The organism is Runella sp. CRIBMP, assembly GCF_009905605.1.
GTDB lineage: Bacteria > Bacteroidota > Bacteroidia > Cytophagales > Spirosomataceae > Runella.
Genome location: NZ_JAAAKZ010000001.1, coordinates 1026845 through 1048485 on the forward strand (window position 1 = coordinate 1026845; position 21641 = coordinate 1048485).

The window sequence follows — 21641 nt, forward strand, 5'->3', positions numbered from 1 at the left end:
ACTTTGTCTTTCCCTATTCCTGTAAACCCCATTCCATGAAAAGCAACACCTTTATTGTTATTCTGATTTTTCTGATATTCTTCGTTATTTCCTTTCTTAGCAACATTCTAGGGCCCATCATCCCCGACATCGTTTCTGGTTTTGATCTGAGTATTGGACTTGCGGGTTTTTTACCATTTGCTTTTTTTGTGGCGTACGGGGTAGCCTCCATTCCTTCGGGGATTTTGGTAGAAAAATACCGGGAGAAAAAAGTGCTCTTGTGGGCTTTTATGATGGCTTTTGGAGGGGCATTATTGTTTGCCTTAGTGCCTACATTTACGGTGGCGTTGGTTTCGTTATTCATCATAGGTATTGGCATGGCTATGTTGCAAGTGGTGATTAATCCGTTGCTGCGGGTGGCGGGTGGCGAGGCCAATTTTGCCTTTAATTCGGTGATGGCGCAGCTTTTTTTCGGGGGAGCTTCGTTTCTGAGCCCGATGTTGTACAGTTATTTGGTCTTAAATGTACACGCTGGCACGGCATCCAATGCTGTCATCAACACGCTCAACCAAATTGTGCCCGCCGACCTGAAATGGGTGTCGTTGTACTGGGTGTTTGCAGTGGTGGCTTTTCTGATGGTGGTCGTGGTTCGATTTGTTAAGTTTCCCGAAGTGGAACTTAAGGAAGATGAAAAAATTGATACCGAAAATGCCTTCAAAGACCTGCTCAAAAACCGCTATGTATTCCTGTTTTTTATCGGTATTTTCTGCTATGTAGGTACCGAGCAGGGCATTGCCAACTGGACTTCTAAGTTTCTCCAAACCTACCACAACATCGATCCCGCCACCGAAGGCGCGTCGGTCATTTCTTATTTTTGGGGATTACTCACCATTGGCTGTATCTTAGGATTGGTATTACTCAAAATCTTCGATAGCCGTCGGGTATTGATTTTATTCACGGTGGGTGCTATTGTTTCGGTGTTGGTGGGTCTGTTTGGTCCTGTTGAAGCGGCGCTGTATGGGTTTCCGCTAAGCGGATTCTGTGCATCGGTCATGTGGTCCATCATTGTGTCGTTGGCGCTCAACTCGGTGCCGTATCACCATGGTACATTTTCAGGAATTCTTTGCTCAGGCATTGCGGGGGGCGCGGTGGTGCCGCTCATTATCGGCGGATTGGCCGAATTGGTCGGTTTACGCTTGGCAATGTTGTTTTTGATGATTACTTTAGGGTACATTTTGAGCATCGGTCTCTGGGCCAAACCCCTCGTGACCAATGCTACCGTCAAAAGTTGGAAAGAGCTTTTTTCGTAAGGCTATGGGCGTTTGTGTACGAGGTTTCTCAAAACCGAAGATTAACAAATGATAAAATGCTCCTTCCAGAAATGGGTGTGTACCTAAAATTAACCCTGCTCCGTCACACATGTACAAAATAATTCTTCTCATCGACTTTGCCGAAGAATACAGCAAGGGACTGTTGAAAGGAATTTCTAAATATTCCAAAGAGAACGGCCCCTGGATTTTCTGTCGGATGCCATTGTTTCAGCGTGAAACAATTGGTATTGACGGGATTTTGGAGTGGGCGCTCGAATGGGAAGCCGACGGTATCATCGGGCAGTTGTACAACGACCCCAAAATCAGTAAAATCGTGGAAGCAGGCATCCCCGTCATTGCCCAAGATTTTAAAGAGCGCTTCAAAGAGATTCCCAACATCACTGGCGACCACTACGAAGCGGGTAAAATGGGGGCCGAGTATTTTCTCCGAAAAGGATTCAAGAACTTCGCTTTTTATGGTTTCAAAGACATCGTTTGGTCGCGTGAGCGCGCAGATGGCTTTGAAGATCGGGTCAAAAAAGCGGGGCATCAAGTGCATTATTTTGAACACATTATGGCGCGGTCGAGTGAGTTGTGGTACTACAAACCCAGTCCGCTAAGTCAGTGGCTCAAATCGCTTCCCAAGCCCATCGCGCTTATGACTTGCGACGATAATCAGGGTCAACACATCACCGAAGCCTGTCGTCAGTCCAATATTCGTATTCCCGAACACGTGGCAGTGCTAGGCGTCGACAACGACGAAATGATTTGTGAATTTTCGGACCCACCGCTGTCGAGCATCGGCCAAGATACCGAAAAAGGCGGCTACGACGCGGCCAAGCTACTACACCACATGATTGAGCACGGCACGGCCGACTATTACGACATCATCGTTAAACCTACGCAAATCATCACGCGGCAGTCGACCGATATTTACGCCACCAACGACCGCTACATTGCTTCTTCGTTGAAGTTTATTCACCAAAATATTGATAAAAACCTACAGGTGGAGGACATTGTCAAGCAGGTGCCGCTGTCGAGAAGAGCCTTGGAACAGCGTTTTCAGGACATTACAGGCTATCCCATCTACAAATACATTTTTAATCTGCGTATCGAAAAGTTTACCCAAAAACTCATCGAAACCGACATGACGGTTTTTGAAATCGCACTGGACATGGGTCTAGCTGACAGCAAAAACATTGCACGTCAATTCCGACAAATCAAAGGCTGCACGCCCATTGAGTACCGGAATCAGCATTTGGCGGGGAAGTGAGTGCTCCAAGTTTCGTTAAAATTGGGGCATTAGGAATTTAAGAAATAAACAATTTATTTTCACACAACAGGCAGCCCAAATGAGCTGCCTGTTGTGTGAAAATCCAAAATATGTCTCACTAATTTCTGATACTGGTACTGCCCAATAATCATTAGATGGTAGCCACTAATCCATTCCCTTCAATTCTGCCACAACTTTCGTAATCGAATCTTTGGCGTCGCCGAAGAGCATGAGGCAGTTGGGGTAGTAGAAGAGTTCGTTGTCAATGCCCGCGTAGCCGGCCGCCATGGAGCGCTTGCTTACAATCACCGTGCGGGCTTTGTCGGCGTTCAAAATGGGCATTCCGTAGATGGGGCTGGCGGGGTTGCTACGCGCGGCAGGGTTGACTACGTCGTTGGCTCCTACCACAAACACCACGTCGGTGGTGGCAAACTGGTCGTTGATTTCTTCCATTTCCACGAGCTTATCATAAGCTACGTTGGATTCCGCCAGGAGCACGTTCATGTGGCCGGGCATCCGTCCTGCTACGGGGTGAATGGCGTATTTGACTTCCACGCCACGTTTTTCGAGAATCGCTTCCAGTTCGTGGATAACGTGCTGCGCCTGCGCCACGGCCAATCCGTAGCCTGGTACAACGATTACTTTCTGGGCATAATTCATCAAGATGGCAATGTCGGAAGGTGTACTGCTTTTTACTGAGCCGCCCGCAAAGGTGCTGGCTTCGCTCGCCGTAGCACCGCCACCGCCAAACGACCCGAAGATAACATTGGTAAGAGAACGGTTCATGGCGTTACACATCAAAATCGTGAGTAGCGTACCCGCCGAACCCACCAGAATTCCGCCCGTAAGCATGACCTGATTGTCGTACAGAAAACCGCCAAAAGCCGCCGCAACACCCGTGAAGGAGTTCAATAGCGAAATGACCACGGGCATATCTGCCCCACCGATGGGCAATACAAACAGGATACCATAAGCCAGTGACAGGGCAAAAATAACGTACAGCAACGCAGTAGAAGCGTGTCCGAAGGCCAGATAAATACTCAGTCCGACGATGCCTGCCATGAGAATGATGGTCAGGATATTTTGGGCGGGAAGTTTGAAAGTCTTTTTCAGAATTTCCTGCAACTTGGCGTAGGCAATGATACTGCCCGAAAACGAAACGCTCCCGATGACGAGGCCAGCCACGATGGTCAGAATGGTTACGGGTGGGGTATCGCCGTGCAGGTGTCCAAATTCTACCAGTGAAATTAGGGCTGCGCAGGCACCGCCCATGCCGTTGAAAAGGCTCACCATTTGAGGCATGGCCGTCATTTTAACTTTCTTGGCCGAAATCCAGCCCAACACGGTACCGATAGCGATACCGCCGAAAATCCAGCCATAGTTGCCGATAGACTCACCCTCTTCATTTTTGTGCATGAAGATAGTGCCCAAAATGGCGAGTGTCATGCCTGCCGCTGCCAAAAAATTGCCGTTACGGGCGGTTTTGGGGCCAGAGAGCATTTTCAAGCCTACAATAAAAAACACGGAACCTAAAAGGTAAATGAGGTATAACCAGTATTGTTGAAGCATTGTGAGTTTGCAGTTTACAGTAAACAGTTGGCAGCCGCTTTCCCTTGTTACCGTGGGCTGCTAGCTGCGAACTAAATTTTATTTCTTCTTTTTAAACATTTCCAACATTCGGTCCGTGACTACGAAACCGCCGACGACGTTGAGCGTGCCAAGAATCACCGCCAAAAAGCCCAAAATCAAGGCGGGCCAGTTGCCAGCTTCGGCGTGCCCCATGACGATGATGGCCCCGATAATCACCACCCCGTGGATGGCATTGGCACCCGACATCAGCGGCGTATGCAGCGCCGATGGCACTTTGGAAATGACCTCAATCCCTACAAAAATGGAGAGTATGAGGATATAAATAAGCTGGATATTTTCTCCAATAAACGTGATGATTGAATCCATTTAATTAGTGATTTGTGGTTAGTGTTTGGTAGACGGTGATTAGTAAATGATGATGAGGATTGAAGTCAAAAACTCCTCATTTCTAGCTTCTCACTACTTCTCCAGAATCCCTTTTGTAAACGCATGTACCAACGTACCTTGGTGGGTGATGAGGCTGCCTTTGGTGATTTCCTCTTCCAATTCCCACTTAAAACCGTCTTTGTTGGCCAAATGCAATAGAAGTGTGCTGATGTTTTTGGCGTATAAATCACTGGCGTTGGTCGATAGCAAGGCGGGGAGGTTAGACTCTCCGATGATGGTGACGCCGTTTTTGACCACAGTTTTGTTGGCTTCGCTCAGGGCGCAGTTTCCACCCGATTCTACGGCCATGTCCACAATCACGCTACCCGTCTTCATGGATTTTACCATCTCTTCCGTGACCAGAATCGGGGCTTTTTTGCCCATCACAAGTGCAGTTGTGATAACGATGTCGGCGTCTTTGATGCGTTGTTTAATGAGGTCCTGTTGTTTCTGTAAAAACTCCGCCGATACTTCTTTGGCGTAGCCGCCTTCCGACTTGTTGGCCTCCATGCCTTCAACGCTCAAGAATTTGCCCCCCAGCGATTCCACTTGTTCTTTGGTCTCAGGCCGAACATCCGACACTTCCACGACGGCTCCGAGGCGTTTGGCAGTGGCAATGGCCTGCAAGCCCGCCACGCCCGCGCCAAAAATAAGTACCTTGGAAGGTTTGATGGTACCAGCGGCGGTCATCATGAGTGGAAAAATCTTGCCGAGGGCGTTTGCGCCGAGCAGCACGGCTTTGTAGCCAGCGAGGTTGGCCTGCGAGCTGAGCGCATCCATGCTTTGGGCTTTGGTGGTGCGGGGTACGGCATCCATGCTGAAAGCCGAAATCTTTTTCGCATTGAGGGCCTTGACCAACTCGGGTTGGGTGTAGGCGTACAAAAACGAAATCGAAACGGCACCTTCGCGCATTTGAGCTACTTCGTCGAGCGTGGGGGCGTTGACTTTCAGCACCACGTCGGCATCGGCCAGAAGGGTTTGAGTGTCGGCGGCGACAGTAGCGCCCGCTTTTTCGTAGTCTGCGTTCAGAAGGGAGGAGTTTTCGCCCGCGCCCGATTGAATGGTGCACGTAAAACCTGCTTTCAGAAGAGATTTAACAATATCAGGTGTGATAGCAACGCGCCTTTCAAAGGCTTTCGTTTCTTTTAAAATCGCAATTTTCAAGGTCAAGAAGATTTTAGGAATTAAACGCCAAAATATAGGACAAAATTTGCATAAACAATAGCAGAAGGCTGTTTTTAGCAAATTTGTGAAGTAATTTTTTTCGTTTGCTGACTTTATTTTCTGCTTGCCAACTTATTCAGGGTAAAGAATTAATAAATAACGATTAACAGATAACAATTAACAGTGCTTTTGCACATCAAAATATGGCATTAGAACAAACATGGCGGTGGTTTGGCCCCAACGACCCCGTAAGTCTGTCGGACGTAAGACAAGCCGGCGCAACGGGCATCGTAAACGCCCTGCACCAAATTCCGAACGGTCAGGTTTGGACGGTACAAGATATTCAGCAACGCAAAGCTATCATCGAAGAGGCGGGTTTGAGCTGGTCGGTGGTAGAGAGTGTGCCCGTTCATGAAGACATAAAGAAAGCATCGGGAAATTTTAAGCAATACATCGAAAACTACAAAGAATCGCTCACCAATTTGGCGGCCTGCGGCATTGATACCGTTTGCTATAATTTTATGCCCATTTTGGACTGGACAAGGACGGATTTGAACGCGCCCATGCCCGACGGTTCTACGGGATTGCGGTTTGATTTTAATGAATTTGCCGCTTTTGAACTGTATATTTTAAAACGGGTAGGGGCAGAAGCGCACTATACCGAAACGCAACAGAAAAAAGCCAAAGCGTGGATTGATAAAGCCGACGAGGCGGATGTTACACGATTGGTGCGTAACATCATCGCGGGTTTGCCGGGTTCGGAAGAAAGCTACACCGTTGAGCAGTTTCGGGACGTATTGGATACGTATAAATATGTAGGTGACAAAGAATTACGCGAAAATCTGTACGCATTTTTGCGCGAAATCGTGCCCGTGGCACAAGATGCAGGCATTCGATTGTCGATTCACCCCGATGATCCACCGTATCCGATTTTGGGCCTGCCGCGCGTGGTAAGTACCGAAGCTGATGCCAAACAATTGTTAGCTGCTGCCGATTTATCGGCCAACGGCCTGTGTTTCTGCACGGGAAGCTACGGTGTGCGCGGCGACAATGACTTGGTGGGCATGGTTGAGCGCCTCGGCGACCGCATTCACTTCATTCACCTACGGGCTACGCAGCGCGACGAAGAAGGGAACTTCCACGAGGCCAATCACTTGGAAGGAAATGTAGACATGTACGGCGTTATGAAAGCGTTGGTGTTGGAACAAAGACGAAGAAAACAGGAAGGCCGCACCGACCTGCGGATGCCGTTCCGACCTGACCACGGCCACAAAATGCTCGACGACCTCAACGCGGGTAAAAGGACCAATCCTGGCTACACGGCCATCGGTCGTTTGCGCGGCTTGGCGGAGTTGCGCGGCTTGGAGATGGGCATTGAGCGGAGTTTGTTGTCCTAAAAAAAGGGCATTCTGCTAAACGGGTGTTTTCAAAAAGTCACGCTTTTTATTTTCAGGAATAAGCCCCCTAAAATAAACGGCGTGACTTTTTAAGTTGAAAACATCAACCTCTTATTCACTAATTTACTCATTCACTCATTGCCTATATCACCGCAACCGCTCAGCATCTTCGCTAACACCCGATTTGCGGCCTTTGGTCTGGTATTTTGACTTCCCGAAATTGTGGGTAATTCGCAGCAAAGCATTGCGGTTTGCCTGCCGGTTGATGAAGGTCATGTCGCTGTTGTCCACCTGAATATGCGCCCTGAAAATGCTTGTCAGGAAAATATCATTGATGTTCAGTTGGGCATTCCAGCAATTGTTTTTAAAGCTTTTTTGCAACCCCATATTGACGGCGCCCATGCCTTTTGATTTGTAAAAACCCGATGGATTGGGCACATTGTACCAGCCTGACACCTCCAAATTGTAGCCTTTTGGCAACGTAAACAGGTTGGAAACCCACAGCGAAGCCGACAGGCCGCTAATTTGATTGTCTCGGGCGTTTATGCGTACTTTTTCACTGCCGTATGCCGCGCTCAGGTACATTTGATAGTTCCATTTCGGCAAAATCGGGGCCGAATGGCTCACGTCAAAAAACACCCGTTGGGTTTGGGTATTCACCTGTTGCCAGGTAGTGAGGCGCGTAGCGGCGTTGTAAAGAGGCAACTGCGACACCGTGTTTTGATTCAGATTATAACCCGTAATCAGCATCAGGTTTTTGTAAGTATAGGTGAGTTCGGACACGTTCCGAATGCGCGGAAAGAGAAACGGATTGCCCATTGCCACCGTGAGCGGGTCTATAAAAAACGGGAAGGGATTTAACTGCCACACCGTAGGGCGCGACAGCTTACGAGACGATGCCCACACCAAGTTACTGTTGTCATTGATTTTGTATTGGAGCGTCAGGCTCGGTAAAATATTCCAATAATTACGATCGACCAATGATTTCAGGGTTACGGATTCGCCTTGGGTCACGGTATTTTCGGCCCGAATCCCGGCGGTAAAACCCAGTTTTTTGAACTGCCGACTCATCTGGAGGAAAAACATAGTAATGTTTTCGTCAAACCTAAACTCATTGCTTCGACCCGCATCTTTTCTGAAATCGGCGTCGGTCAGCGGCGTGTTTTTGGTGGCATCGGCACGGGTGAGCGTGTCAAAAGCTATTTTGGCGGCGTTTTGTACGTAATTGATTTTAAAACCCGTTTCCAGCTTCCATTGCTTAAATATCAAGTCGGCATAGTTCACATTCAGCGTTTTGAAGTTTGAATTAGCCTGCTGCTCATTGCGTTGGCGTGAGATGCCGCGCACCGGTTGATCGTTTCGATAATATTCCGAGATCAGATCTTGCGAGCCGGGTTTTCGGTTGTCGGCCATGGCCACTTCCGCAATAAACTCGCGGCCGTTGTTTGTTTGATAGCGATACCCCAGCAACCCCGTCAGTGTTTTAGTTCGTTCGCTCATTTGGTTATTGCTCACTAAAAAAGGCTGCTCTACGCCCTGAATCGTGGATTTGTTTTCGGCGTAGGTAACATTGGGCGAGGTGGAAAAATCACCGGTCAGTTTGAAATCAATGCTGTTTTTGGCGTTGAGGGTGTATTCGGCTCCGGCGAAAAAATTGAGGCTTTTGGTGGGGTTTCGGATGAACGCAAATGACTCAACGATATCCTTTTGGGCGCTGCTTCCCATCATGCGGCGGTCGGTCAAATTTTGAAACCAATTGGAATTGCTTACTCCCAAATTGAGCAAATAGGCCATTTTAGGGGCTTTGAAGGTGATATTCCCACCCGCTCCGCTGTCGCTGAAACGGTGTTGGCGATACGAACCGTAGACACTGCCTTTGAGGCCCAAATTTTGGTCCCGTTTCAGTTTAACGTTGATCACGGTTTGGTACGAGGCCTCGTATTTGGCCGGAGGGTTGGGCATAAGTTCGATGCTTTCGATCTGCTCGGGGGCTAGGGAGCGCAGGTAGTTTTTCTCCTGCTCACCGGTCATCCGCAGGTCCTTTCCGTCGATCAGTATCTTGGGCGAGGTGCCTCTGAACGTGACATTTCCACTCATGTCTACCAATAGTCCCGGCGAACGGCGCAGGATTTCGAGGGCATTGGCCGAGGTTTTAAACATCTTACTGTCTACGTTGACGATGATCGTCCCCAATTTTTGTTCAAAAACGGGCTTGTTGCCTTTTACAATTACTTCTTCCAGCAGTTTTTGGTCGGTAACCATCGCTAAGTCTCCCAAATCCACTTCCTGCTGAGAGCTGTTTATCAGCAATGGCCCTTTACATATCTTTTGGTACTCAATGCTCGAAAGGATAAGGAGGTAGTTTCCTTCGGTAAGATTGGAAATCACAAAAACGCCGGAGGTATCGGTCAGGGCTCCTTTGACCATGGAGGAGTCGGCGGCAGAAAGTAAAGCCACACTCGCAAACTCGACGGGTCGGCGAGTGTGGCCGTCTAAGGCGCGGCCTTTGATGGTGCCTTTGACCTGGCCAAGGGCCTGAAAAACAGAAAGTACAAACAATAAGAAGGCAGCGGCAGAAAAACGGTTCATAGCTGTTAACAGGTTTGTGTTGTTTGGTTATGGACACAAAATTGAACCCTTGCTACCCCGCCGACAATTTTTTTAGATGAACGATGACGTGGCTCGACCAACGTTCGTTCAGTGATTTTGTCGATAGTTGATCACAAATTTCACCCAATCTTTTTCTGTATCCGGGATCTTTACGTCGGGTTGGAAGCCTACATTGTCAATCGGGGCATAGTCCACCCAACCCGTGCGCGTGGTAGGCAGGCGCAACTCAAAGGTCGGGCAGGGGAGTTTGTGCTCGCGCACGTTGCCGTAGTCCATCATACCGCCCGTATGATTGCCGAAAAGCGTTACTTTTTTGCTTTGTTTGGCATAAAACACAAAATACTCGGCGCTGCTGTAACAATGCTCGTTCATGAGCACCGACACTTTTTTTGGGTTTACCATCACTTCTTTGTACTTCATACTTTCAGCAGGGTATTTTACCATTTTGCCGATTTGTTTCCGGTTCTTAGCTAAGCTCTCCTGCCAGTGTTTGGCTTCTTTGGCCGAAATCCAGTACTCGGATAAGGCTCGGTCTATGATTTCCTGCTCGGCTTGTAGGTTATCGGCGGTGCTCCGGAAATGTGAATAAATATCTTTGAAACTGTTGGTATTGAGGTATTTCAAAAGGGCGGGAAACGAACTGTTCATGCCGCCGCCATTGTCTCGGATATCCACAATCAAATGAGGGGAATTACGAATCACGGCATCGTGGGCTTTCAAAACGCTGTCGACCATTTCAAATGAGATGCCAAAGGAGGGTATTTTTATATAAAACGTTTGCGGATCAATGGCTTTCACCTGAAATTCATCGTCGCTTTGTCGGGCTTTGGCAAGCTCTTCGGGGGTCGCTTTTTGTGGGTACTCCCGGGCCCAATAGCCTGAGTTCGGGATATTCATCATGTTTTCTACCAACGGAAACGTCCGCTCCGACGACGACAGATCGCCCGCCCAATAAATGCCTTTATAAGGGCTTGCGCCCTTGGCATCGGCTTCAAATTTGACCATGTCCGGTTGCCATTTTGTGTTTTGAGCTGCCAAAACCACGGCCGCCATTTTTTCTGTTTGGATCGGGTCGCGCATGAGCGCAACGCGATAACTGCCGTCCAAGGCTTCCCAAATGCCTTCGAGCGGGTGCAGTTTGCCCAAATGGGCGTCAAAATAGGCTTTGGCCTTGACCTCGTCGGTGTCAATGGTCCGGATAGGAACTACTGCCTCAGGGGCATTGTAGGAAAGTTGAAAATGCCCGTCGCGAAAAAATCGCTTGTAGATTCTCAGTAATTGATAGCAGTCTTTCTGACTAGTTATGTCTTTCGAGGCTGTGCGCAGGCTGTCGGTCAATTGATGATAACGAGGTTGGGTTTTAGCGTTCACTTTATCAAAATAACCCGCATAATTGTCCTCTGTTTTTTGAATAACGGCCGTTAACATCGTTGGACAGTCGCAGGTTTGGGCCTTGCCGAATAGACACTGAAAAATGAACATAAAAGCAGCCGCGGTTTTTCTCATGGTGTTGACGGTGTTGGTTTATCCAATGTAAAACTCGAAACAATGGCCGGATTGGCAAATTGAATTAGACAAACGAGGAGATTTCGCAAGAGATACTACCCAATTCTCCCGAAATTTGCCCAAACTTTTAGACAAACGCATGAATCGGCTCGACCAACGTAATTCCAGGGCATTTGAGGTTATTGAGAAAGTACTGCATTTCTACAACGAGCGGCTTTGGCTGCGGGTTTTGGTTCACTTGGGCTACCTTTATTTCTGTTATAAAAACTTACTGGCCGAATTTTACGTCGACAACCTTCGCTATTCGACCTCTTTTTATCTCTATTTAGGGAGTAATATTTTGGCCGGGTACTTTATTTTCTACTATTTGTTTCCCAAGTACTTTGCCCGCGAAAAATACCTTGCCTTCTTCTCGGCGGTGGCCTTTTGGTATTTTACCGTCTTTACGTACTGTACTTTTTTATTCGTTCAGGAAATATACGGGCTTAATAAGGTCAACGCCTATTCCACTTCCCGCGAAGACAATCCCCTGTTGGCTTTTGTAGATACGTTCAACGTGTACGGTCTATGGGGACATTTCACAAGTCTGCCCTTTGCATTCACGGTATTTTATGAATTCAGAAACCAATTCGGACTTATTGTTTTAGCCAAAACGATGAAGTATTTTATGGAGAATACCATCAAACAAAAACAGCTCAACGACCTTAATCATGACCTTGAATCGAAGTTTTTGCAAAGTCAGCTCAATCCGCATTTTCTGTTCAATTCGCTCAATAATATTTATGGGTTGATCCTCAGTCAAAAGCCCGAAACCCAAACCGCTATCAGCCAGCTGCAGAGCCTGCTTAAACAATCTTTTGATGATTCGTTGGGCAGCAAAGTTCCTTTACAATCGGAAGTTGATTACCTGAAAAACTACGTTAATCTGGAGAAAATAAGGCACGACAAAAACGTAACCATTGAGTTTGACACCGATGAGGCCGCATTGCAAAATAGAGCAATTGCACCGCGTGTGCTGCTGCCGTTTGTCGAAAATGCTTTTAAACACAGCCTGCTCAACAACCTCGACCATGCACACATCTCGATCTGTTTAATCCTGAAAGACAGGCAGTTGGATTTTAGGGTAAAAAATACAAAACCTGTCTTAAAAATTACCAAAACCAACGTGGGCGGTATTGGTCTCGTTAACATTAGGCGCAGGCTCTCATTGCTGTACCCCAACCATCTGCTGACGATTCAAGAGAACACCCATGAGTATGAAGTCAATCTCAAGCTATATTTATAATAAAAGCGCATTGCTCGGCGAATGGCTATTTTGGCTGTTTTGGTACTTCTATGCGTGTTTTTATGTAGGCGCATCGGCAAATATGTTTACTTCAGGGGCGATGGTTTGGGCCCTGGGGAACACGCTTGCCTCGTACAGCATCTACTGGTTGGCGTTGGTTTGCGTGCACCGGATGTTTACCGAGGCAAAGTACGTTCTCTACCTGATCGTTTTGTTTTTTGCGGGTTATGTGTTCAGAACGTTAATAGGTGAATTCTCCTGGCAAATCGCACTTCGTTACTTTAATTTTGGAACCTTCACCAAGGATTATAATCACATGATTAACATAGATGGCGGCGGGATGCTGAGCAGGCTGCAACTTTTGCTTTTCAATACTGATTTTTTTCTGTCGCAGCCCAGCCGGTGGTTTCCTATTTCGTTGAAATTAATGATAGATCTGGTCATGGACCAACGAAAAAACAATGCGCTTAAAAAAAACAAAATGGACTTGGAAATCAAGCTGTTGAAGTCGCAGATCAATCCTCAGTTTATCAATGGGGCGTTGGAAAATATCAAAAATCTGACGGCCACTTCTCCGGAGCAGGCGGCCCAAATGGTCCTGAAACTGTCAAACACGACTCGTTATACCCTTTACGAAACCGACGTGGACGCCGTACCTTTACCGAAAGAATTAGACTTTATTATCAATTGCATTGATCTGGAAGAAAGCCGTTTGCCGAACCAAGTCAATGTTAATTTCAGGCTCAAAACGGAGCAGAGCGAGTATTTACAGATTGCTCCGATGCTTCTTTTTCCCCTGATAAACAATGCTTTTAAATGCTTAAAATCAGAATGTGATATTGATTTATTGGTCGAAAAATCAGTACTGACGCTTAGAGTCGAAGCCGACAAAATCAATTCATGTCAAAATGACGCTATCGAAAATACCCAAAAACGGTTGGCCTATCTGTACCCAAACAAACACCGTTTACAGCTGATCGAGAACGAATATGTCTATAAAATAGAGTTGAGATTGGAATTGGAAAAGGCAATGACTGAAAAGAAATCAATGAATTAAAATCCGACTATATTTCTCCATTGGAATAATTTATGAAAAAAATACGCTGTTTAATCGTTGAAGACGAGCCCATTGCGCAGGAGATTATTGAGACGTTTATCGGACGTCTTCCTTTTTTGGAATTGGTCGCCAAAACCAATAACGTCTTTGAAGCCTACGACGAACTTTCCCGAAATGCCATTGACTTGATTTTTTGTGACATTGAGATGCCTCAAATCTCCGGGCTCGAATTTCTAAAATCATTGCCGCAACGCCCGCAGGTAGTAATGACCACCGCTTTTCATCAATACGCCCACGAAGGTTTTGAGTTGGATGTAACGGATTATCTGCTGAAACCCATTGCGTTTGAACGGTTTCTGCGGGCGGTACAGAAAGTAAAGGAGCGATTTGAGGCTAAAGAAATCTTAGGCCAAAGGCGGAATGAAAATCCAGAAATCGCCCTTCCCAAACCTCCCGGTGAGGAAACGGGTACACCGCGCTCAAACGCTGAAGGACATATTTTTGTAAAAGAAGACGGGAATCTAGTCAAAATTCAATTTGCGGATATTCAATACGTGGAGGCGATGAAGGACTACGTAAAGATTTACGTCGACAACCGCTTTATTGTCACGTACCTGACCATGAAAAAAATGGAAGAAAGTCTGCCCTCGGCAACATTTGCCAGGGTTCATAAATCCTACATTGCCAACCTAACCAATATCAAAGGCATCAGCGGGAATATGTTGGGGCTACTGTCCAATGTACAGATTCCGATTGGGATGCAGTACCGGGAGTCGCTTTTAGAACGTTTGGGGCATCAGATTGTAGTGCGGTAATAAACAAAAACGTCGGCGAGGTTTGAACGGGGGCACGTTACGCCGCCGCGACCCAGCCATCGCCGACGTTAATTCACTACAAAATATACTGACTCAAATCACGGTTTTTGACTAAGCTCGACAGACGTTGTTGCACCAATTCTTTGGTGACCAACACATGCGAATTGGCCCCGATGACGTCGGGAATGTCGTACATAAAATCATTGAGTAAGGTACTCATGACCGTTTGCAAACGACGCGCACCGATGTTTTCGACGTCGGAGTTGATGGTAAACGCCAGTTTGGCGAGTTCGCGCAGGGCGTCGTCGTTAAATGTCAATTCAACCCCTTCGGACTCCATCAGCGCGTGGTATTGGCGAGTCAGAGAGTTGCGAGGCTCTTTCAAAATCCGGTAGAAATCATCTTCCGTCAGGCTTTGCAATTCTACCCGAATCGGGAAACGTCCCTGCAATTCGGGAATCAAATCAGATGGCTTTGAAACGTGAAATGCCCCCGCTGCCACAAACAGGATGTGGTCGGTTTTGATGGGGCCGTATTTGGTGTTGACCGTGGAGCCTTCCACAATCGGTAATAAATCGCGCTGCACGCCTTCGCGGCTCACATCGGGACCGCCACCTTTACCGTTTGAATTGGCGATTTTGTCAATTTCATCAATAAAAATAATGCCTAAATCTTCGGCTTTGGAGATGGCTTCTTCTTTGACCTCGTCCATGTCGATGAGCTTGGCGGCTTCTTCTTCGAGCAAAATCTTACGGGCGTCGGCGATGGTCACCTTGCGCTTTTTGTTGCGCTTGGGCATCATATTGCCGAGCATTTCTTGGATATTCATCATCGACATATCATCAATGGGACCGCCCATGACGCCGATGTTGGGTGCAGCCGATGCCTGCATGTCGATTTCGATTTTGCGGTCTTCGAGCTCGCCCGCGCGCAGCTTTTCCCGAAAACGCCCGCGTGTCCGTTCGTTGAGCTCATGGTCGGGCATGGAAGAAATCGGTGGCGGTGTTTGCACCATGTCAGCATCATCCGTAATGGCAAATCCAACGCTGGGGCGGTGCTGACCTTGGTTGGTATTGTTGGGATACATCGGAGGGATCAACACGTCCAGAATAATATCTTCGACGATTTCCTGCGCTCTTTGTTTGACGGCTTCTTTCTTTTCGGTTTTGACCAGATTGACGGCCTGTTCTACCAAATCCCGCACCATACTTTCTACATCGCGACCCACGTAACCCACTTCGGTAAACTTCGAAGCTTCCACTTTTACGAAAGGTGCATTGGCGATTTTGGCCAATCGGCGGGCAATTTCGGTCTTCCCGACCCCCGTGGCCCCAATCATGAGGATGTTGTTGGGAATGATTTCTTTTTGCATTTCGGGCGTGCTGTTCATGCGTCGCCAACGGTTTCGGAGGGCAATGGCCACGTTGCGCTTGGCATCGTGTTGTCCGATGATGTATTTATCAAGCTCGGCGACTATTTCGCGCGGTGTCAATTTGTCTAAGTGTAAGGACATAAATGCGATTAAAATTTTGCAAAACAAATGTAGAAACGTTGGCAATTTCAAATTTGAGCTCTATTTTTGTACAAATTTGATAAACGAATCTTGAAGATGAAACGTAACTTTTTGAAAATAAGTGCTTTGTTGTTGGTTGTTTCTTTGGCCTCTTGTAAGTATCAAAAGAACAATAAGATTGATCAAACAGATGTACGCGCCGGCGATGAATACGTTTACGGTGTGCATCCTGATTCGGCGGCTCGTCAGACCAAGATTAAATATACGGCTAAGCCCGAACTCGAACTACGTACCAACAGTATTCGTGAAAAAATGTTTGGTGCAGCTACGGCTGAAACAACGGCTCCTGCGGCGGCACTAGCAGCGGCTGATTCAGCAGCTACTGCGGCCAACTAGATTTTTAGCATTTGATATAAATACGAAGCGACGTTTGAATAAGCGTCGCTTCTTTTGTTTCCTAAAACTCATTTTCTTATGAAAAAGTTATTCCAAATTTTGAGTATTTCGCTCTTTTGCAGCGTTGGCGTTTTTGCTCAATCGGCCGAAGAAATGGCGGTCAAAGTGCCTATTCAGCAGCTGTTTGACGGAATGAAAAAGAGCGATTCTACCTTGGTACGCCAATCGTTGATGCCAGGCGCGCGCCTTGAGTCGATCGCCAAAAACAAATCTGGTGAAGTCACGGTACGATCTGATTCTTTCGAAGGATTTTTGAAAAGTATTGGCAAAGCCACCCCTGGCGATTTGGACGAACGCCTGAGCGCGGTCGACATTCGCATCGACGGTGAAATGGCCACGGCTTGGACGCCCTATAAATTCTATTTCAAAGGCAATTTCAGCCATTGCGGGGTCAATGCGTTTCAGTTGGTCAAAACCGCCGCCGGTTGGAAAATCCTGAGCATCATCGATACCCGCCGCAAAGAGGGTTGTGAATAAGGTAGGGGCAGGGCCGTAGCGGCCTCTGCCCGATAGAATACCCGAGCAATACTAAGAAAAACAAGGTCGGTTGTAAGCAACCTCCCCTTCAAAAAAACGCGGTTATGAGTAACCGCTTTCACTTACTATCATGCGTTACGTAGGAGATATATCAAGCACCGATCATTACAAAATCGCTCTTTATACATGGAACGGTAAGTACATTGTCAAGGTGGAAGCAGGTTTGTATGAGCAAACGTACAAAGTTAGTGAAATGGATTTTTTTGGTGACGAAGCCGATATTCGTAAGCTGTTTTCTGACGAAGCCTTCCTAAAAACAATTTTTGAGCGTTTCAATCAAATGCACACCGATTTTCAGGAAGCAATAGAACGGAATGAGTAAATCACCGCACGGCGGACCGTTAAGCTAAGGAAGGAGCAAAGTTTTTCATTTTTCTCTGCTCCTTAGCGTATTTGCGTGCACAAAATTATTTCAATTCGCCTGGAATAACGCTTATCTTCTTTGCCAAATTATTCCTTAAAATCGTTACTTCAATGCGTTTTCCGATGGTGGTTTCGGTGAGCAATTTGTGTAAATCATCTACCGAGCCAACGGGGTTTCCTTCAAAGCCCACAATAATATCGCCCGCCCTGAATTCCGAGTTGTACGACACACCGTCGGCCTCTACACTCACGATGTAGATTCCCGTTTTAGTCTGTAATTGATTGTACTGCATGATGCGGTCGGTGAGGTTGATGAGTTGACCAGCAATCCCCAAATACCCCCTGCGTACGCGCCCCTGCATGATAAGCTGACCAGCTACTTGCGCCGTTATGTTGGAAGATACCGCAAAACACAGCCCCTGCGCGGGTAGAATGACGGCGGTATTGACTCCGATGACCTCCCCCTGTGAGTTGACCAACGGTCCGCCAGAATTGCCGGGATTAAGTGAAGCATCGGTCTGAATGACATCGTCAATCAAACGCCCAGACTCTGAGCGTAATGTGCGGCCCAAGGCGCTGATGACCCCCGCCGTGACGGTGTATTGAAATCCGTAGGGGTTGCCGATGGCAATGGCGATTTGGCCTACCTGAAGGGTTTTGGAGTTGCCAAATGCAACGGCCTTTAAGGCATCTCCGTAGATTTTCAACACGGCAATGTCGGTGGCGGGGTCACGCCCAATAATTTGGGCTTCAAACTCACGCCCGTCTTGTAGTAGTGCCGAAATTTTGGTGGCACCCGCCACGACGTGGTTGTTGGTGATGACAAACCCATCGGATGAAATCACAAACCCTGAGCCGGTTCCTTGACCTTCGTTGGGGTTGCGGCTGCGGGGTTCTTTTTTGCCGCTCACTTTGATTTGAACGACCGAGTTGCTGACTTTTTTAGCTACATTTACCACCGTTTGGGAGTAAGCATCGAGTAAAGGTGCATCATCTTGAAAGACTGAACTTCCGCCCTCGGCGACGTCAGTACTTGAGTTGGTGAAAGTGATCATGGTGTTTGAGAATGAGAAAAACCCAGTGCTTCAATCCCCGTTCCATGGCATAAAAAAAGACATTTTGACAGATAATGACCTTTGAACAATACCTTATCACCAAAAAAATTGACATAAAGGCATTTCGCCAACACGAAGCGGAGCGTTTTCAAGAATGGGAAACGCTATATGCACAAGTACATCCCGAGAGCTTCACCGCCCAAAAAAAGTTTTTAATCAATGATGTGCGCAGAAAGTATCTGTTAAAAAGCGGTGAATAGAAGGTTAGAATAGCGGCTTTTATGATTTATAGCAATAGTAAATCATAAAAATGATATGAGCCTTTTGCCTTCTTGCGTTCGTTGTCTCTGTTTTCTTTTATTTTTCTCCTCTTTGGCTTTTGCCCAACAAAAACCCAACATCGTTATGATTTTGGTGGATGATATGGGATGGGGCGAAGTAGGGGTATACGGTTCAAAATATTGCCAAACACCCCATCTGGATAACCTTGCCAAACAGGGGATGAGGTTTACGAATTTTTACGCCAATTCAACCGTGTGTTCACCTACCCGGGCCGCCCTGATGACGGGCCGTTATCCCGATTTGGTGGGTGTGCCTGGCGTGATTCGGGGCAATGTTGAAAATAGCTGGGGGTACTTTTCTCCCAAAGCCCTCACACTCCCTCAGGTATTGAAAACGGCTGGCTATCAGACCGCGATGGTCGGGAAATGGCATTTGGGACTGGAGCCCGAAAATCACCCCAACCAACGGGGGTTTACGCATTTTCACGGGTTTTTGGAAGACATGATGGATGATTATTACACGCACCTGCGCGAAGGAAAAAACTGGATGCGGCTCAACAAGCAGGTTATTGACCCACCAGGCCACGCCACCGATTTATTTACCCAATGGGCCATTGATTACCTGAATACCCAAAAGAAAAATCCGAAACCTTTCTTTTTATATCTGGCGTACAACGCCCCTCATTTTCCTGTACAACCGCCCCAAGAATGGGTGGACAAAGTAAAAAAACGGAATCCTAATCTTTCCGAAAAACGGGCCAAACTCACGGCCCTAATTGAGCATTTGGATGAAAGTATCGGCAAGGTAATGGATGTACTGCGCCAAAATGGGCAGGCCGAAAATACACTCATTGTTTTCAGCAGCGATAACGGTGGCCTGCTGTCGGACGAAGCCGATAACGGTATCTGGAAAGGAGGCAAACAGACAATGTACGAAGGAGGAATCCGGGTGCCGACCATCGCCGTTTGGAAGAATAAAATCAACGCCAACACGAAAACGGATTTTCGGGCGCTTACCATGGATTTACTCCCCACTTTTTGTGAAGCTGCGGGGGCGAAAATCCCACCCGTCGTAGACGGGAAGTCTTTTTTGTCCGTGCTGAAAGGAGAGCCCAAAACAAGCTCGGATAGGCCCACTTTCTGGGTACGGCGAGAAGGAGGTGCGTATGGCGGACAAGAGTATTACGCTTTGCGAGAGGGAAACTGGAAAATCTTGCAAAACACACCGTTTGAGCCGTTTCAGCTTTTCGATATGTCGAAAGATTCCCTCGAAACAACGGATGTTAGAAAAGCCAACAAGCCGATTTATGACGCACTAGAAAAAAAGTTGAGACGGCACATTCAAAAAGCAGGCGCGGTGAACTGGCAAAAGTAGCCGCGTGCATCTACCTGAATTAATTAAGTAAAAGCGTATTCTGTTACGCTTATTATCAAGAGATTTATTCACCTTACTTATAGCATGTTCAAACATTATGTTCAAAAAAGCCTTTCTCTTTGGTCTCGCGGCTACGGCTGGTATCTTTGCTTTGACGGGATTTAATCCGTCTAAAAACACAAAAAGCCTTGCTGCTTCTCCCAAAAATGTCATCTTCATTTTGGCTGACGACCACCGCTACGATGCCATGGGTTTTATGGAAAAGTTCTCGGGTTTACAGACCCCTAACCTGGATAAAATGGCTGCCAATGGGGCGCACGTACAAAACGCCTTTGTGAGTACAGCCCTTTGTTCACCGAGCCGGGCAAGTATTCTTTCGGGCCAATATGCGCACACGCATCAGGTGGTTGACAACTTTGCGCCCTTGCCGCCCAATACTAAATTTTTTCCGATGTATTTACAAAAGGCGGGCTACAAAACGGCTTTCTTGGGCAAATGGCACATGGGTAACGCCGACGACGCCCCGCAACTGGGCTTTGATTATTGGTTGAGTTTTAAAGGACAAGGACAGTATTACAACCCCACATTCAATATCAACGGCAAACAGGTAAGCCACAAAGATGGCTACACGACAGATTTGCTGACCGATTACGCTATTGAGTGGATGGGTAAGCAGGACAAAAACAAACCGTTCTTTTTGTACCTCTCGCACAAGGCCGTTCACGCCGATTTTCAACCCGCCAAACGCCACGCGGGCAAGTACAAAGACATGCCGATCCAGTACCCTGTCTCAATGTACCTGACCAAAAGCGATACCAGTAAAATTTGGGGAAAAAATGCAAAAGACCCCGAAACGGGTGAGGTCAAAAGCAATATGAAAGATATGCCCAATTGGGTCAAAAATCAACGATATAGCTGGCACGGAGTGGATTATCTTTACCATGGAACCATCAGTTTCAATGATTTTTATCGTCAGTATTGCGAAACCCTACTCGGAGTCGATGAAAGCGTGGGTCGGGTGATGAAATACTTGGAAGATAATGGATTGGCCGAAAATACTTTGGTGATTTATATGGGCGACAACGGGTTTAGTTTTGGTGAACGCGGTCTGATTGACAAACGCCACGCTTACGAAGAATCCATGCGGGTGCCGATGTTGGTGAGTTGCCCGTCGGTAATAAAACCCAAAACCAAGCTCACCAATGTGATTCAGAACATCGACATTGCACCCACGATTTTGGCCTATGCGGGCTTGGCTACGCCTGCTCAAATGCAGGGGAAATCTTTTTTGCCGTTGCTAAAAGGACAAAAAGCGGAGTGGAAAGACCGGGCATTTTATGAGTACTATTGGGAATATGATTATCCTCAAACACCCACGATGTTTGCGGTACGAACCGACCGTTACAAATACATTTTCAACCACGGTGTGTGGGATGCCAACGAACTTTACGACCTCCAAACCGACCCCGAGGAAATCAATAACCTCATCAGAAGTCCACAACACCAGTCGATTGCGAAAGACCTGCGCGACCAAGTTTGGGGCTGGTTGGAGAGTACCAACGGTTTGCAAATTCCGCTCAAACCAATTAAGCAGAAGCGTAGCGACCATATTTATAAGGGGAATTATTGACACTTTGTCGGTACCACAC

Annotated in this window: 19 protein-coding genes; 12 read left to right on the forward strand and 7 right to left on the reverse strand. The window is 47.2% G+C overall.

The features are described from left to right. Window positions 1-35: 35 nt before the first annotated feature. A complete protein-coding gene (locus tag GVN20_RS04120; protein ID WP_166557093.1) occupies window positions 36-1289 on the forward strand; it encodes a sugar MFS transporter in 1254 nt (417 codons plus the stop codon). Window positions 1290-1398: 109 nt separating this feature from the next. After that, window positions 1399-2562 (forward strand): DNA-binding transcriptional regulator, encoded by a 1164-nt coding sequence (locus GVN20_RS04125; protein ID WP_166557094.1) that lies wholly within the window; start codon window positions 1399-1401, stop codon window positions 2560-2562. A gap of 165 nt (window positions 2563-2727) precedes the next feature. Here the strand turns inward: GVN20_RS04125 and GVN20_RS04130 are convergent, their stop codons facing one another. The 3 genes from GVN20_RS04130 to GVN20_RS04140 all read right to left on the reverse strand — a co-directional run bounded on the left by GVN20_RS04130 (window position 2728) and on the right by GVN20_RS04140 (window position 5742). Next, window positions 2728-4131, reverse strand: a complete 1404-nt coding sequence (locus GVN20_RS04130; RefSeq protein WP_166557095.1) for an NAD(P)(+) transhydrogenase (Re/Si-specific) subunit beta — start codon at window positions 4129-4131, stop codon at window positions 2728-2730. A gap of 78 nt (window positions 4132-4209) precedes the next feature. Continuing rightward, window positions 4210-4518 (reverse strand): NAD(P) transhydrogenase subunit alpha, encoded by a 309-nt coding sequence (locus GVN20_RS04135; RefSeq protein WP_013928540.1) that lies wholly within the window; start codon window positions 4516-4518, stop codon window positions 4210-4212. Between the two features lie 93 nt (window positions 4519-4611). After that, window positions 4612-5742 carry a Re/Si-specific NAD(P)(+) transhydrogenase subunit alpha gene (locus GVN20_RS04140; RefSeq protein WP_166557096.1) on the reverse strand — a complete coding sequence of 377 codons (1131 nt, stop codon included), beginning with the start codon at window positions 5740-5742 and terminating at the stop codon, window positions 4612-4614. A 203-nt stretch (window positions 5743-5945) separates the two neighbouring features. Here GVN20_RS04140 and uxuA point away from each other — a divergent pair, with 203 nt between their 5' ends. After that, window positions 5946-7139, forward strand: a complete 1194-nt coding sequence (gene uxuA / locus GVN20_RS04145) for a mannonate dehydratase (protein ID WP_166557097.1) — start codon at window positions 5946-5948, stop codon at window positions 7137-7139. A 147-nt stretch (window positions 7140-7286) separates the two neighbouring features. Here the strand turns inward: uxuA and GVN20_RS04150 are convergent, their stop codons facing one another. After that, window positions 7287-9728, reverse strand: a complete 2442-nt coding sequence (locus GVN20_RS04150; RefSeq protein ID WP_166557098.1) for an outer membrane beta-barrel protein — start codon at window positions 9726-9728, stop codon at window positions 7287-7289. A 108-nt stretch (window positions 9729-9836) separates the two neighbouring features. Then, window positions 9837-11255 (reverse strand): S41 family peptidase, encoded by a 1419-nt coding sequence (locus GVN20_RS04155; RefSeq protein ID WP_166557099.1) that lies wholly within the window; start codon window positions 11253-11255, stop codon window positions 9837-9839. Window positions 11256-11370: 115 nt separating this feature from the next. On the opposite strand from GVN20_RS04155, the gene GVN20_RS04160 reads away from it, so the two are divergent. Genes GVN20_RS04160 through GVN20_RS04170 form a run of 3 tightly spaced genes read left to right on the forward strand, consistent with a single transcriptional unit; the run spans window position 11371 to window position 14412 of the window. Then, window positions 11371-12540, forward strand: a complete 1170-nt coding sequence (locus GVN20_RS04160) for a sensor histidine kinase (protein WP_166557100.1) — start codon at window positions 11371-11373, stop codon at window positions 12538-12540. Beyond that, window positions 12512-13597: a sensor histidine kinase gene (locus GVN20_RS04165; protein ID WP_166557101.1), complete on the forward strand. Its 1086-nt coding sequence runs from the start codon at window positions 12512-12514 to the stop codon at window positions 13595-13597. The genes GVN20_RS04160 and GVN20_RS04165 overlap by 29 nt, the downstream gene beginning before the upstream one ends. A gap of 32 nt (window positions 13598-13629) precedes the next feature. After that, the gene (locus GVN20_RS04170) at window positions 13630-14412 is read left to right on the forward strand and encodes a LytTR family DNA-binding domain-containing protein (RefSeq protein ID WP_166557102.1); all 783 of its coding nucleotides are present in this window, start codon (window positions 13630-13632) and stop codon (window positions 14410-14412) included. 76 nt (window positions 14413-14488) lie between these two features. Here GVN20_RS04170 and hslU read toward each other — a convergent pair whose 3' ends face one another. Beyond that, complete coding sequence (hslU, locus tag GVN20_RS04175) at window positions 14489-15925, reverse strand: ATP-dependent protease ATPase subunit HslU (protein ID WP_166557103.1); 1437 nt, start codon at window positions 15923-15925, stop codon at window positions 14489-14491. Window positions 15926-16021: 96 nt separating this feature from the next. On the opposite strand from hslU, the gene GVN20_RS04180 reads away from it, so the two are divergent. From GVN20_RS04180 to GVN20_RS04190, 3 genes are all read left to right on the forward strand, one after another. Next, a complete protein-coding gene (locus GVN20_RS04180; RefSeq protein WP_166557104.1) occupies window positions 16022-16321 on the forward strand; it encodes a hypothetical protein in 300 nt (99 codons plus the stop codon). 78 nt (window positions 16322-16399) lie between these two features. Beyond that, a complete protein-coding gene (locus GVN20_RS04185) occupies window positions 16400-16858 on the forward strand; it encodes a nuclear transport factor 2 family protein (protein WP_166557105.1) in 459 nt (152 codons plus the stop codon). A gap of 130 nt (window positions 16859-16988) precedes the next feature. Further along, a complete protein-coding gene (locus GVN20_RS04190; protein ID WP_166557106.1) occupies window positions 16989-17240 on the forward strand; it encodes a hypothetical protein in 252 nt (83 codons plus the stop codon). Window positions 17241-17325: 85 nt separating this feature from the next. On the opposite strand, the gene GVN20_RS04195 is transcribed toward GVN20_RS04190, so the two are convergent. Continuing rightward, window positions 17326-18336 carry a S1C family serine protease gene (locus GVN20_RS04195; protein ID WP_166557107.1) on the reverse strand — a complete coding sequence of 337 codons (1011 nt, stop codon included), beginning with the start codon at window positions 18334-18336 and terminating at the stop codon, window positions 17326-17328. Window positions 18337-18410: 74 nt separating this feature from the next. On the opposite strand from GVN20_RS04195, the gene GVN20_RS04200 reads away from it, so the two are divergent. The 3 genes from GVN20_RS04200 to GVN20_RS04210 all read left to right on the forward strand — a co-directional run bounded on the left by GVN20_RS04200 (window position 18411) and on the right by GVN20_RS04210 (window position 21622). Further along, window positions 18411-18596 (forward strand): hypothetical protein, encoded by a 186-nt coding sequence (locus tag GVN20_RS04200; protein ID WP_114067122.1) that lies wholly within the window; start codon window positions 18411-18413, stop codon window positions 18594-18596. 112 nt (window positions 18597-18708) lie between these two features. Then, entirely contained in the window at window positions 18709-19992 is a 1284-nt protein-coding gene (locus GVN20_RS04205; RefSeq protein ID WP_229598959.1) for a sulfatase, read from the forward strand. A 97-nt stretch (window positions 19993-20089) separates the two neighbouring features. Next, window positions 20090-21622, forward strand: a complete 1533-nt coding sequence (locus GVN20_RS04210) for a sulfatase (RefSeq protein WP_166557109.1) — start codon at window positions 20090-20092, stop codon at window positions 21620-21622. The last annotated feature ends 19 nt before the right edge of the window (window positions 21623-21641 follow it).

Bases quoted from the DNA above. Each gene is read 5' to 3' on its own strand.
- GVN20_RS04190 (WP_166557106.1), top strand. From the start codon at position 16,989: ATGCGTTACGTAGGAGATATATCAAGCACCGATCATTACAAAATCGCT.
- GVN20_RS04135 (WP_013928540.1), bottom strand. From the start codon at position 4,518: ATGGATTCAATCATCACGTTTATTGGAGAAAATATCCAGCTTATTTAT.
- GVN20_RS04185 (WP_166557105.1), top strand. From the start codon at position 16,400: ATGAAAAAGTTATTCCAAATTTTGAGTATTTCGCTCTTTTGCAGCGTT.
- GVN20_RS04120 (WP_166557093.1), top strand. From the start codon at position 36: ATGAAAAGCAACACCTTTATTGTTATTCTGATTTTTCTGATATTCTTC.
- GVN20_RS04165 (WP_166557101.1), top strand. From the start codon at position 12,512: ATGAAGTCAATCTCAAGCTATATTTATAATAAAAGCGCATTGCTCGGC.
- GVN20_RS04130 (WP_166557095.1), bottom strand. From the start codon at position 4,131: ATGCTTCAACAATACTGGTTATACCTCATTTACCTTTTAGGTTCCGTG.
- GVN20_RS04180 (WP_166557104.1), top strand. From the start codon at position 16,022: ATGAAACGTAACTTTTTGAAAATAAGTGCTTTGTTGTTGGTTGTTTCT.
- hslU (WP_166557103.1), bottom strand. From the start codon at position 15,925: ATGTCCTTACACTTAGACAAATTGACACCGCGCGAAATAGTCGCCGAG.
- GVN20_RS04200 (WP_114067122.1), top strand. From the start codon at position 18,411: ATGACCTTTGAACAATACCTTATCACCAAAAAAATTGACATAAAGGCA.
- GVN20_RS04195 (WP_166557107.1), bottom strand. From the start codon at position 18,336: ATGATCACTTTCACCAACTCAAGTACTGACGTCGCCGAGGGCGGAAGT.
- GVN20_RS04210 (WP_166557109.1), top strand. From the start codon at position 20,090: ATGTTCAAAAAAGCCTTTCTCTTTGGTCTCGCGGCTACGGCTGGTATC.
- GVN20_RS04170 (WP_166557102.1), top strand. From the start codon at position 13,630: ATGAAAAAAATACGCTGTTTAATCGTTGAAGACGAGCCCATTGCGCAG.
- GVN20_RS04125 (WP_166557094.1), top strand. From the start codon at position 1,399: ATGTACAAAATAATTCTTCTCATCGACTTTGCCGAAGAATACAGCAAG.
- uxuA (WP_166557097.1), top strand. From the start codon at position 5,946: ATGGCATTAGAACAAACATGGCGGTGGTTTGGCCCCAACGACCCCGTA.
- GVN20_RS04150 (WP_166557098.1), bottom strand. From the start codon at position 9,728: ATGAACCGTTTTTCTGCCGCTGCCTTCTTATTGTTTGTACTTTCTGTT.
- GVN20_RS04155 (WP_166557099.1), bottom strand. From the start codon at position 11,255: ATGAGAAAAACCGCGGCTGCTTTTATGTTCATTTTTCAGTGTCTATTC.